Source organism: Candidatus Hinthialibacter antarcticus, assembly GCA_030765645.1.
In the GTDB taxonomy this organism is placed as follows: Bacteria; Hinthialibacterota; Hinthialibacteria; order Hinthialibacterales; family Hinthialibacteraceae; genus Hinthialibacter; species Hinthialibacter antarcticus.
Window position 1 is genome coordinate 96,321 of record JAVCCE010000072.1, and the last position, 12,690, is coordinate 109,010.

Annotated in this window: 10 protein-coding genes; 3 read left to right on the forward strand and 7 right to left on the reverse strand. The window is 48.9% G+C overall.

The genetic code is table 11. The annotated features are described in order from the left end of the window. Positions 1 to 19: 19 nt before the first annotated feature. The 4 genes from P9L94_18250 to P9L94_18265 are packed head-to-tail and all read right to left on the reverse strand — an operon-like array spanning position 20 to position 5,154. Positions 20 to 700, reverse strand: a complete 681-nt coding sequence (locus P9L94_18250) for an ABC transporter ATP-binding protein (protein MDP8246031.1) — start codon at positions 698 to 700, stop codon at positions 20 to 22. Beyond that, on the reverse strand, positions 693 to 2,930 hold the full coding sequence (locus P9L94_18255; GenBank protein ID MDP8246032.1) for an O-antigen ligase family protein: 2,238 nt from the start codon (positions 2,928 to 2,930) through the stop codon (positions 693 to 695). Before P9L94_18255 ends, P9L94_18250 begins: the two co-directional genes overlap by 8 nt. A 26-nt stretch (positions 2,931 to 2,956) precedes the next feature. Continuing rightward, on the reverse strand, positions 2,957 to 4,039 hold the full coding sequence (locus P9L94_18260) for a glycosyltransferase family 4 protein (protein ID MDP8246033.1): 1,083 nt from the start codon (positions 4,037 to 4,039) through the stop codon (positions 2,957 to 2,959). Then, on the reverse strand, positions 4,036 to 5,154 hold the full coding sequence (locus P9L94_18265; protein MDP8246034.1) for a glycosyltransferase family 1 protein: 1,119 nt from the start codon (positions 5,152 to 5,154) through the stop codon (positions 4,036 to 4,038). Before P9L94_18265 ends, P9L94_18260 begins: the two co-directional genes overlap by 4 nt. Before the next feature lie 99 nt (positions 5,155 to 5,253). On the opposite strand from P9L94_18265, the gene P9L94_18270 reads away from it, so the two are divergent. Further along, positions 5,254 to 6,183, forward strand: a complete 930-nt coding sequence (locus tag P9L94_18270) for a YggT family protein (GenBank protein ID MDP8246035.1) — start codon at positions 5,254 to 5,256, stop codon at positions 6,181 to 6,183. Here P9L94_18270 and P9L94_18275 read toward each other — a convergent pair. After that, positions 6,180 to 7,775 (reverse strand): glycosyltransferase family 39 protein, encoded by a 1,596-nt coding sequence (locus tag P9L94_18275; GenBank protein MDP8246036.1) that lies wholly within the window; start codon positions 7,773 to 7,775, stop codon positions 6,180 to 6,182. The two genes, P9L94_18270 and P9L94_18275, sit on opposite strands and share 4 nt — an antisense overlap. Before the next feature lie 44 nt (positions 7,776 to 7,819). On the opposite strand from P9L94_18275, the gene P9L94_18280 reads away from it, so the two are divergent. Next, positions 7,820 to 9,160: an ABC transporter permease gene (locus tag P9L94_18280; GenBank protein MDP8246037.1), complete on the forward strand. Its 1,341-nt coding sequence runs from the start codon at positions 7,820 to 7,822 to the stop codon at positions 9,158 to 9,160. Here the strand turns inward: P9L94_18280 and P9L94_18285 are convergent. Further along, positions 9,157 to 11,178, reverse strand: coding sequence for an acetylxylan esterase (locus tag P9L94_18285; protein ID MDP8246038.1), 2,022 nt, complete (start codon positions 11,176 to 11,178; stop codon positions 9,157 to 9,159). The genes P9L94_18280 and P9L94_18285 overlap by 4 nt on opposite strands. A gap of 174 nt (positions 11,179 to 11,352) precedes the next feature. On the opposite strand from P9L94_18285, the gene P9L94_18290 reads away from it, so the two are divergent. Further along, entirely contained in the window at positions 11,353 to 11,829 is a 477-nt protein-coding gene (locus P9L94_18290) for a hypothetical protein (protein MDP8246039.1), read from the forward strand. Positions 11,830 to 11,835: 6 nt separating this feature from the next. Here P9L94_18290 and P9L94_18295 read toward each other — a convergent pair whose 3' ends face one another. Beyond that, the gene (locus P9L94_18295; protein ID MDP8246040.1) at positions 11,836 to 12,660 is read right to left on the reverse strand and encodes a ferredoxin--NADP reductase; all 825 of its coding nucleotides are present in this window, start codon (positions 12,658 to 12,660) and stop codon (positions 11,836 to 11,838) included. Positions 12,661 to 12,690: the final 30 nt, after the last annotated feature.

Genomic DNA, 12,690 nt, shown 5'->3' on the forward strand with positions numbered 1-12,690 from the left:
TGTTTATGCTTAACATGCGTTAGGCTAAGTTACCGTCTACTAAAACCATTTTCCGGTCAGCAATTGCGGCGATTGATGGATCATGCGTCACCAGAATCACGGTCAATTCATATTTTTTTTGTTGTTCTTTTACCAGTGAGATAAGTTCTTCGCTATTGGCTGCGTCGAGGTTTCCTGTCGGTTCATCCATCAGAAGAAGAGCGGGCTGGTTGATCAGTGCGCGGGCGACCGCGACGCGCTGTTGTTCCCCGCCCGATAGTTTATTGGGGCGGTGGTTCAATCGTTCTTTCATTCGCAAGTCGATTAACAATTGCTCTGCGCGTTGGTAGACCTCATTGCGTTCCGTGTTCGCAATGAGACCCGGAAGCGCAACATTCTCCAGCGCGTTGAATTCCGCCAGTAGATGATGAAATTGAAAAACGAACCCGAAAGAATGATTGCGGAGTTTATCGCGCTCTCTTTCACTGAGGCGGTGTACCGATTGGTCTCTAAAATCGATCGTTCCTTCGCTGGGTTCATCTAGACATCCCAATAAATGAAGCAGCGTTGATTTCCCTGAGCCGGATTCACCCGTAATCGCGACAAATTCACCTGCATTCACCGAAAGGTGAAGGCCTTTTAACACTTCAAGGACGCCATCGCCGCTGCGATAGATTTTTCGAATATTCTGGCAACTGAGAATTGGGGCAAGATCATTCATTCATGGTTTCACTTTCTGATGCGATTCGACGATTGACGTCTTGGAGCCTGACGCGGATGCGCGCTCTCCACGTTTCGTTTTTGAGTTGGTCCGCGAGATTCATTGCTTGGGTATAGTGGTGTGATGCTTTTTGATATTGATTTAATTTATAGCCATACAACTCGCCGAGTTGAAAATGGGTATTGACGACGTTCGGCGCAATATCTGCGCTCATCTTGTATGCGTTGACTGCTGCATTCGGTTGAGCGAGGTGGTTTTGATAAATGGCGCCGATATACGCCCAGGCTTTCGCATCCTTCGGATCAATCTCGACTTCTTTATAAAAATAGTTCAGCGCATCTTCAGGACGGTTTGAACTATATTCGACGAGGCCCGCTAAGTAATTTACATTTTCTTGTTTGTCATTGATTAATAGGAGTTTCTCCGCTTGTTCTTTCGCAGCGGAAAACATGGCCTTGTTTAAATAAACCATCCCCAGGGTTTCATATAATTCCGGCGTGTTGTAGGTGGCGCGTGCGCTTTGAAGAATACTTAACGCATTGTTTAAGTAGTTTTCACCCGCAGAGGCGGAAAGTCGCATGTAAGCATGGCCCAGCGGAACTAAAATTCGCCCGTCGTCGGGATATAGGCGGCGTCCGACTTCTAATAAGCGCCGCGCATATTGAATGCGTGAGTAGTAGCGATCCGGGTCAGTTTCGGCGAACCGGTCTGCTCTTTCAATCACTTGGACCCCGCTGTGCAGCAAATGAGACGCCTTGTAGTGTTTGTAAATAAGTGGGGAGGTTATTAGGACGACGGTTAAAACTGAGATTGCACACAATAAACGCGCCCATCGCGGAAAAGAGAAAACATAAGCAGGCGAGGAATATTTTGAAAAGCGGAGAATACCCGCAAGGGCAAACGAAAACCAAAGCGCGCTTGCCGGGAGGCGTAACGGAAAATCATAGAGACAGTGGAACGTGACTAACATGACGCTTGTCATGCAGCCCAAGAGAATCTTCCAGGATTTATGGTTGAGGTTGCCTAGCCAGAGAGCGCGGACCGCCGCACTGACTGCCGTAAGAATCAATAAAACGTAGAGCGAATAGCCTATCATTCCAGTTTCAGCCAGAAACTGAATGTAATCATTGTGGGAATAATCAGAGCGGATGGTGTTCATTTGATTGGTAATCATTCGGATCCGCTGCGTGTCAATTCCCTGCTGTTCCATTTCACTGGCAACGGCAAAAAGGCTTTCGAGGTACTGGGGTTGATACTGCCCGTGTCCCTGGCCTATGAGTGGTTTCTCGCGCCACATACGCAGAGCGCCCGTCCACATTAAAGGCCGCGCGCGAAGGCTGGCGTCGCGAAAGGTGATTCCATGATAAAAGCGCTTTCCCACTTGATGCAGCGGGCCGCCGCCGCGCATGGATTCGAGCGTATATCCAACCGTTACGCCGAGGACCAACACAAAGAACATCGCGAGCGTTGGAACGCTGTAGCGTTTGAGAGTTTCACGCCAACCCAGTGTGCGGAAACAATAAAATAGCGACAAAAATAAAAAGATACTTGCAAACGCGCCGAATAAACTGACCCAGACGCCGCGTGAAAATGAATAGATTAGCGTGTAAAAAACGCCTACAGCATAAACACAAAGAAGCGCCTGTATCCATCGGCGTTTCACGGTTGAGGTGAGCGTAACCAGAGCAATCAATATTAAGGCTGCATAGATCGCGAAATAGTTTGGGTTTCCCAGCGACGACCAGATGAGGGCGCGGTCTTCGCCGGCCAAAGCGCTTGTCCAATATCCTTCCTTGCCGAGCCAATAGCGAAAATAAATATCGACGCCAAAGGTTTCGACGATTGCATAAATAATTGGAAACAACTGGCAGATTAAGCCGACGGACAATAAGCGTATATAGTCGCGTGGCGATTGAATTAACCACGATGCGAGTAAGGCAAACGTAATCCAGGAAATTGTTTGCAGCGCATGATCGACGGCATAGCCCCGGTTTGGATCAATCACTGCCCGAAGAAAAAAATACGCAATTAGCATAAATGCGGCGAATTCGGGAAGCGTTATGTGTATTTTTTTCAGGTGGAGCAGTCGCGGGAGTGAAAACAGCGCTAAGAGGCCAACGCCGAATTCTAAGATGCGATACTTCGTTTCAGGGCCGGAACCTTGATGAATCAACGAATCAATCACACAAGGAATTACGGCCAGCAGCATGGCCATTATTATGCGTTGCATTAATGTGAAGTATCGCTCCAGCGTTGTCATTGAGTCAGTTCCAAATAGAAATCGAGTGTTTGTTTTGCAATGACGTTCCATGAGAAGCGACTTCTTACATCGAGCCTCGCCGCCTGGCCGAGTTCGTTGGCCCATTCAGGATCGCGCAGCAATCGAAGCAGCGCCTCCGCCAATGCGCGAGGGTCATCGGGAGGAACGAGCAAGCCCGTCTTTTCATGGCGTAGGACTTCGGGAAAGCCGCCGACGCATGAGGCGACTACGGGCTTCCCGCTGCTCATCGCTAGGAGCAGTACGCCGCTTTGGTCTATGCGGCGATAAGGCAAAACCACAATGCCTGATTCGGCTATTAAATTTGCAATGGCATTTTCCGGGACATAGCCTAACTGCAGGTCGATGCCGTCTTCGATTTGGAGCAACTGGATAATTTCTTCAAACGGTTTAAATGGTTGCAGCGGTTGGCCTGCGATACGGAGGCGTACGTCTGGTATCTCTTTGCGTATTTCGGCGAAAGATTGAAGTAGAATATCCAACCCTTTATAAGGGCGAATATTGCCGAAAAACAACAACAATTTTGGATCGGTCTTCGTATCGAATTTTGCGGGTTCATTTGAAAGAAGGCCCATTTCGCCATGCGCAATTTCAATATTCCTTTTTCGTAGGTCAGGAAATGTATTTTGAAATTCACACAGCGAGTAGTGGGTGTGAAAAATCAACCCTTGAACCCGCTGGTAAATGTCCTGATAGAGTGGCTTTTTTTTCTCTTGGTCTTCATGCGGCAAGACATTGTGAACGGTATAAACCCAGGGTTTGCCTTTTAAAAAAACAAATTTCATTAACAAACGAATTAATTCCGGGTGAGTTGTGCTTTGCCAATGAATGATATCGACTTGGTTGCGTAATCGCCAACACCGCCATAGCACTGCAAACGGATTAGTGGTTTTTCCTGTAAATAACCGGTAGATGCGACAGCCGTCCGGTAAGGAATGTTCCCAGCGAGGGGACGTGAAAAGATGGCATTCGACGCCTTGCTTTGCAAGACCGCAAATCAGCGCATACGTATAGGATGCGATGCCGCCGGCGCCCGATGGTTCGATAAACAAAACTCTCATACGCTCGCCTCTTGCGCGACGCGCCGATACACGTCGAGCGTTTCTTGTGCGGCTTTTTGCCATGAAAAGCGGGACGCCCATTCGAGGCTTCGTTGTACGATTGCCTGACGGTCAGGCGCTTGCCAAAGTCGGTCCATGACTTCAATCCAAGCATCTTCATCCCACGAGTCAACTAAAAATCCGCCTTCGCCTGCAATTTCTGCAATCGAGGAATGTTTGGGGCCGATGACGGGGGTTCCGCAGGCCATTGATTCAAGCCCCGGTAGCCAGAAGCCTTCGTACAAGGGCGTCAATATGGAAAACTCCGCCGCTGCATAGTACATACGCATGACATCCATATCGCGGACGTAGCCTTCAAAGCGCACGTTCCGGTGGAGGTTCAATTTTTCAAAAGTTTTAAAAATTTCATCATAGAGCCAACCTTTTTGTCCCACGATGACCAATGTCGCATCTGGGTGGCTTCGCTCAAGCCATCGTTTGAATACGCGAAACAAAAACGGATAATTTTTGCGCGGTTCTAAGGTTCCGACCGCAAGAATATACCCCGGTTCTAAGGCTTTGTCTTTTCGGAATTGCTGGAGGCGCTGTTGATCGTCGATGGGGAAATACTCAGGCCCAGCGGCTTCGTGGATGGTGGTGACGCGTGACTCATCAACGCCGATCAGGTCAATGACGTCTCGCCGCGTGTTTTCTGAAACGGTGATGATATGGCGGCAGCGTTTTATCATCAGGGGGACGATGCTAGTCCATATGACGCGAGACAGCCATTCTTTTGTTTCTGGATATAACATTGGAGAAAGGTCATGCACCGTTAAAATCGCGGGAGCATTGTATAAAAGCGGAATGCCCTGCCCCGGGCTGTGAAGAAGGTCGATCTTTTCATCTTTGCAGATTGAAGGCAAGCGCGTTTGCGCCCAGAGATGGGTGCTGGCCGGGCCGTTGTATACCCGCCGCATACGGCTATTGAGATCGAGGCCGGGCAATGGACGGTTGAACAGCAATGAATATTCTTCATCGCCTTCCAAGGCGGACAGCGCCCGCAACAATTGGTAGGTATAAAAGCCAATGCCCGCCTTGGGGCGCGTTAAACTCGAACACTCAACGCCGATTCTCACGGTCGTTCTCCATTCATGTTGTATCCTTGTGCATTTTGGTGGATACTGATTCGATTCGGAAGTGACTGAAACCAAACTCGATCAGGCGTGTGAAACCAGATGCTGTTCCATATTCTTAATTTTGTATTTCAAGTTCTCATTATTGTATTGTTGGTCCGCTATTTCGTAGAGCGTTACCGGTACTACGGATTCGGCCCGGTCATGGTTGCGCTGATTACCATTACGGAACGCGTACTGAAACCGATTAAACAGGTGATCCCCCGTAGCGCGTTGACCCTGCAAGACCATGCGCCGTTGATTGCGGTATTGATTGTTTTGGTGGTTCGCGGGCTATGTCTGTGGGCGTTGCAGGACGGCTCCCTTCATCCGTTCGTCGCGATTCATGCGTTCGAGAACAACCGAAGCGTGCCGTTGACTTATGCGATGGGGGCGAGTTTTGCGCTCGGCGTGAAATTAGTCGCTCAACTGTTGATTGCATTTTTGTTCGCGAGTTGGATGACCTCGCGGCGCGGCATCAACATGACGTATAACGGAGGCTTTGCCTGTTTTCAAGAACGCACCTTCGCTGTATTTCAATTTGCTAAACGCTACCTTAAGACGGAAAATTTGACGGTGCTTTTTTGGAGCAGTTCGATCATTATTTTGATCGGCGCCGCGCTCTTGTCGGGGATATTCAATCTATGTTTTATGTACGGGGCCGAAGTTTTTACTAAGTTCTGCGTTATTGCTCTCTTTGATATGGTTCTGGGCTTGATTTTTATTTATTGGTTTATATTGCTCATCGCCATCATCGCTTCCTGGATTTCCGCCGACCAGATGAGCGTCGTTGTGCAGATGGTGCGCGCTATGTCAGACCCATACCTCGATACATTTCGCTACTACTTGCCTTGGGCGCGGATTGACTTCATTGACCTGTCGCCCATTATTGCATTTATGGTATTAAACCCCGGCTTGGTTTACATCGTGACTATGATACAAGTGGCGATCTTAAACACCTTTGAGGTCGTCCGAACTGTAGGAAGCATCTAGTTCACGGTTTCGTAAATCGCATACGCGACCGAACCATCCAGCGATATAATTTGATGAATCGGTGCTGCTCCGCCAATTTCATCGGGTAGCGCAATCAACAAATTCTTGCCCGGCGCCAAGTTGTACCAACGCGCAATGCTGTTTAAATTTTGCCCCGCATAGCGTTGATAGACATCCGTTCGGAAATCTCCATACACCGGAACATAGTGATAAAACGGGATGACGTATTTGGGGTAATCTTTCGCGGAAAATGGGCCGGGTTTTCTCCCTGAAAAGACGGCAAGCGAAATTGGGTGTAGGCGGACATTGTGTGAGATGACCACGCGGTCGTAGTTCGCTTTGTTGGCCTCTGCGTATTCTATCACTTCCTCCATACCATATTGATTTTGCCGGGCCGCCTGCTTTGGATACACCGTTGCGGTTTGGTAGCCGATATATCCCGCGTTCACAATGACGGCTGCGGCGATAACGGTTCCAAGTGCGTATCGTTTTTCTTTCGGAACTCTTTGTAGAAGCCAGCCGATTCCGGCGGCGGCAATCAGTTCTAGTATCGGCATCCCGTTGACCGAACGAAGCGCATTGGGCATCGAAGCCGGGTCGAAGCGGTCGTAGGTCAAACTGGACGGGATCGCAAACGTCAGAAACCAAATGACCATCAACCAATCCCCGCTTGATTTTCGCTGGGCGATGGCAACCAGTCCCATGACGAAAAACGGAGCAAGAACCAACAACGCCAAACCGCCGGGCAGTTGATGACCGGGATTGGTATTGCCGGTTACGAATAAAAACAAGGGCGAAAGATGCTTAATATAATTGGCGGCGGCTAATCCAATGCCGTCTGGATGATTGAAGACTGAGACGAAGTTCCAACGCGCCTGCATCGCTTCATAATTCGTCAGCAACGCATAAACCAATGGAATTTGGAGCAACAGAAACAAGCCTGCGCCGAGTGCGCTTTGTTTTGGCTTCTCTTTTAATTTTGGAAAAAAGCAGAGCAAGAGTCCCACCCCGATAATCGGTGTGAATAAACGCGCGGTTGGATAGGCGTAAGTGGTGAGCGCAAATACAGAGGCGGACAGAAAGAGGTCTGCTTTGCGGTCTTCTTGCGTCCAGCGCAGAAATAACCATAGTCCACATAGTTGCAGCGGGATTAGTGATATCGCTTCCCAACCGATGCGGCTGTAGTGGACGTTCCAAGGCGAAAGCGCTACCAGCGCGGCGGCGATCCATCCGGTGGTTTGGTCGCGCCAACGTGAAGCGGCTAAATACGCGAGAAGAATACAAAGCGTTCCTAAAATCGCGGACGGCAGGCGCAGCGTATAAGGATTCACGCCAAAGGGCGCCGAGAACAAACCTGAGAAGTAGATGTAAAGCGGCGGGCTATATTCACCGGATTGCTTAAAAAACAGCGGCCAGCGCGCGCCGTGGTGGTCCATCCCGGTGAGGTAAACCGAGGCGCCGTCGAAGGCTTTGAGCAGTTCATCGGAATTCATCGCTGGCGGGCAATACTCCAGCCCCACGACGCGGAGCAGAAATCCAAGCAATAATAGCGCCGTCATTGCAATGCGAGGGTTACGCAACATCTGAGTCATCGTTATGCTTCCTACGGACAATCTCTCTCTTCCAGGACACTATCATGCGGTATGAATGGTTTATCGCCAAGCGCTACTTAAAGCCCCAAGGCGGCGCCACGTTTATTTTTCATCTCACGTTAATCAGCATGATCGGCGTTGCGTTGGGCGTCGCGTCGCTGGTGGTCGTGCTTTCCGTCATGAACGGGTTTGCGCATGACGTTCGCGCCAAAATCCTCGAAGGCATCTCGCATGTTATTATTCGGTATGACAATGGCATTGCCGACTACCAAAAACAATTGCCCCAATTCGCTGAACTCAACAATGTGAAAGCCGTTTCGCCCGCCATTATTGACGCTGGCGCTCTATTTGTCACGGACGCCAGAAATCCCCGCCAGATGTTTGTCACTTTTTTAGGAATTGATCCTGATCTCGATGTTTCAAACGTGAAAGATAAAATTATACTCGGTTCGCTTGATCGCCTGCAAAACGAAAAGGCCCCTCAAACAGACGAAATGGTGCCTCTCGACCAACTGGAGCAGCAGGATGATCCGGGAATTATCATCGGCAAAGAATTAGCGGCCAGTTTTTTTGGTTTGTATAACATCGACAGCTCCATTGATGAAGGAATGTTGCAGCAAGTAATCGGCAGGCGTCTGACATTGATTACCATCCCAAAAATGACAGACACATTCTCAACCGGCGCGATTCAAAAATTGATTTTCAGAGTCGATGGAGTTTTTGAGTCGGGAAATTATGAATTTGATTCCAGCTGGGCGTATATGTCGATTCCATCGGCGCAATATCTTCTCAATTTAGAGAACCGCATTACCTTAATTCAGTTTATGTTGGATGATTTTAGCGAAGAGAAAACCGAACAGACGTGGGAAGAAATTTATACATTCAATCATAGTATGAATGGCAGAGGCAATGTTCAAACGTGGAAAGATATGCGCTCGGCGTATTTTGAAGCGATCAAGATGGAAAAAGTCACGATGACCATTATCCTGCGCATCATCATTCTGGTCGCGACGTTTAATATTATCGCGACGCTGTTTATGGTCGTGACCGAAAAAACCCAGGACATTGGATTATTGCGAGCACTCGGCGCCGGGCGCAACAACATCCTGATGTTGTTTCTGTCGCTGGGGACGCTGATTGGTTTTATCGGCGTCATCCTCGGCTTAATCATCGGGTATGGAATCTGCTGGTTTATACAAGTGTATCCAATCGAATTGCCCGGCGGAAATAGCGTCTATGTGCTGCGCTATATTCCATGCAAACCCGAAATGATGGATTTTCTTTGGGTAATGTTTTACACCTTTCTCATTAGCCTGCTGGCTTCCATTTACCCTGCGTTTCGCGCTTCAAGATCAGTGATTGTTGATTCGCTGCGCTTCTCTTAGTTTTGTAGAAGCCAGTTCAACATCTCTTCATTGCCGGCGAGTTGCGTTTGGGTTTTGAGCGCGTCCGTCTTGCCAAGAGTGTTATACGCGTCTTTGGCCCATTTGGTTTGGAACGCTTCTCCCGTGTTGTGGATGAAGAGCGGTCGCGGCGCTATGACCGCCTGCGCCATCTGTAATCCGCCCGCCCGTTGGATATGGGGGACAAACAAACGCTGCAAATAGGCTTCGTCAGAGTCCAGGTCAAATTGCGAGACGTTTGCAATGATCGCATCAACGCCGTCATGCAAGACGCCCGCCAATAGACTCCATAACCCGGCGTTTCCTATGCCAACCAGGGAAATTTTATCGATGTCTGCGCGGGATTCCAAATAAGACAAGCAGGTTAAACTATCCTGTACGCGCAAGGCGGTATCGCTGGGGTTGTAAGTATAAAAATGCGATACCTCTTCTGGCGAGCGGGTCGGTTTTAGGGCGTTGGGTTTATACACATTCGCGATCATTACCGCGCGCCCGCTGTCTAATAACCCTTTCAGCAATGGGTCGGAGTCTGAATTGAACGACTCAAAGGGGAGGTCGGACAAAATGAGAACCGCGTCTTTAAGATGCTTGCCGTCTTGCGGCCAGGCGAACCACGCGTCGATGCGCTCACCCACGCCGCGTCGCCCGATTGCGATTCGTTCGATCATACGCGTATCTGTTTTTTCACGTTCGATTCGCTCTACAACAATCTCATTAGCGGGTGGAGTTTGGGCGCCCATCGCATGAGTCAAAATCGTAGCGCCCCGGCGCTTGAGCGTCCGCAGTTGTAATTCTGAATTGGGATACGCTTGTTGTAATTGCGACTTGCTTTCCTGAATCCAATATTCACGCAAACCGTTTTCGTCAATCGCGTTGTCTGGATAATCGGCGAGTCCATTGGGGAAAATTTTTAATGCTTCCGTATCGACCTCAAAGGGAGTCTCGTCCAGGCGGTCGCTGTCTCCATCGAAAAACCAGCGATCAAACCAGGCGTAGACATGTTCTCTGCTCTGTTGATTGTAATTATGCGGCGCGTCTATCTGGACAGTCTTTACTTTATCTTCCGCTTCATACAGTGAATAGATGGATTTGACGGCTGGGTATTCAACCCGCAGCGTTTCATCCGTCCAGTCTCCGGTGGCGGAAACCATTAAGAGCGGGCGCGGCGCCGCCATGGCGCCGTATTCGACGTTAAATGAATGAAGGCGCAAACTGGGCCCGTTTTCACACAAACAGCCGCCCTGAAAATGGGATGAAATCATATTGACCGGAACCGAAACTTTGATCCGTTCATCGAGGGCTGTGAGTCCATAGGTTTGCGTCCCGCCGCCGGACGCGCCAGTGCAACCGATGCGGTCGGGGTCTACGCCGTCTAATGATTGAAGAAAATCAACAGCGCGGACGCTGTTCCAAAATTGCAGGCCATGCAGCGAGAGTCCCCACAGCCATTCGCTTGGTCCGCTGAAAGTATGGCTGATTTGCTTGCTGTCCACATAGCCGATCATGTCGTACGCAAATACGACGCACCCCATGCGGGCGAGATTGATGCTACGCCCTGGAATTGAAAATTCACCGCTGTTTGTCAGGCGGCCTTCTTGCGCATGTCCGTGCGGACAAATAATTCCGGGATATGGTGCGGGTTTTCCAATAGGGCGATATAAGTTTCCTGTGACATACACGCCGGGCAAACTTTCGAAATACGCTTTTTCAACGCTATAGCCGTCGCCTTCGATCCGGTCAAAAATTTTTACGTTCAGCGGCGTCTTTTCTGGCCAGGGAAAACAACCAAGCGAAACGCGGAGATTGTCTTTAAGGTCTAGTTTGTGTTGAAGCCACTCATATTTTGATTTAAATTCGGTGAAGGTATAAAAATCTTGATTTGTGCGGGTTTGCTCCGCTCGTTGATCTATTCTGGGAAGATATTCTGATCCAATTGACGGTAATTGGGCAAAAATCATTAGGAGGGGAAAGGCGACAATGAAATATTTATTTCTATACATATTCAGGCTCCAATATTGGTCGGTTGATGATATCTGCAAGGATTTTCCTCTAAACATAATGACCCGCTAGTTTTATCACACATTAACTATGATGAAAAAGGCTTTTCATTTGAAAAAAAACAAATATGATTTACTATACACATAACCTGTGGAGGGCCAAAGGAGTTTTTTTTGATGAATGATACACTGAATACGGAATGCGTAATCTGCGGCGGTCATATATCCAGACGTGGAATGGATATATGTTGCTCTGATGAAGATCAATACCTGCTGATATGCTGCAAAGGCCATCTCCGCAAGTTTGAAGACCGCTCCGGCTCTATTGATGACGTTGTGGTTGAATTGTTTCACGATCTGGATAATTTTTTGCGCGACCGAGGCGATAAAATTGAAAATTATGACGAATCCGGCGTCAATGGAGAACTTGAAAATAGAGTGATTCGTTGGATTAATAAAAAAATGATCGACGCCAAAAGCGTCGCTGGGATTGGTTATTGCAAAGGTTGCGGCTCTCCGATCATGGGCGGGCGTACGATGTGCAATAATTGCTCGCAAACCACTAATGTTCAATCAATGCTTAGTAGCAACAAACCAGGACAACCAGGCGGCGGCTCTGGTAAGCGAATTGGCGGTATGCACTTTAAGCGATAGGCGCGTTTACCAGTATTCCTCTACGTGAATTGTTCCCGGCGATTTTCTCTCATCCTTCTTGAATCCCGATTTATCTAATTCGACAATCGAGTCTTCGATCATTTTCGGGTTCCCGCACAAAAATACCTCGTACTGATCGCTCGATAATTTTGGATCAATCTCAATTTCTTTGGTCATGAGTTTTTGTAGGATGTCCTGAACATATCCTGAATGCCCGGCCCAGGTGAGGTCATCCCGTTTGCGGGAGATTACCGGAAAGTAATGAAGATTGGGGCAAAAGCGCTCAAGCGAAATTAACTCATCGCGATAGCCAAGGTCCCATGAGTAGCGGGCGCCGTGTACGATGACAAATTTTCGCTCTGGTATGTTCAGTAACTGGGTGCGCACCATGCTAATGTAAGGCGCCAGCCCTGTGCCAGTGGCTGCCAGGCAAACATGCTTTTCGGGTGGAACCTTATCCAGTGTGAACATCCCGGTCGCGCGAGGCCCCAAATAAACCAGGTCGCCAATTTGAAGATTAAACAACCGTGGAGTCAGTTCGCCGTTGGACACGAGCGCAAGATAGATATCAAGGTAGGAATTTTCTTTGCTGGATGAGGCAATGGAGTACGCCCGGCGGATCATTTCTTCCGGGTCGCGTTGTTTCTGTTCTTCCGGTTCCGGGTCGCAGCCTCCCAGCCGTTTCGTATTTCGTTTAAGCCCTAATGTGGTGTATTGACCGGGCGTAAACGTAAACATCTCCTCATCCGGGGCGACGCGCAAGATGATAAGCCCTGGCGAAATTTCAATCCGCTGGATCACTATTGCGTTATAGTCGAGTTTTCGTATCATTGGTTCCCCAGAAGCATTTTCTCATATCAA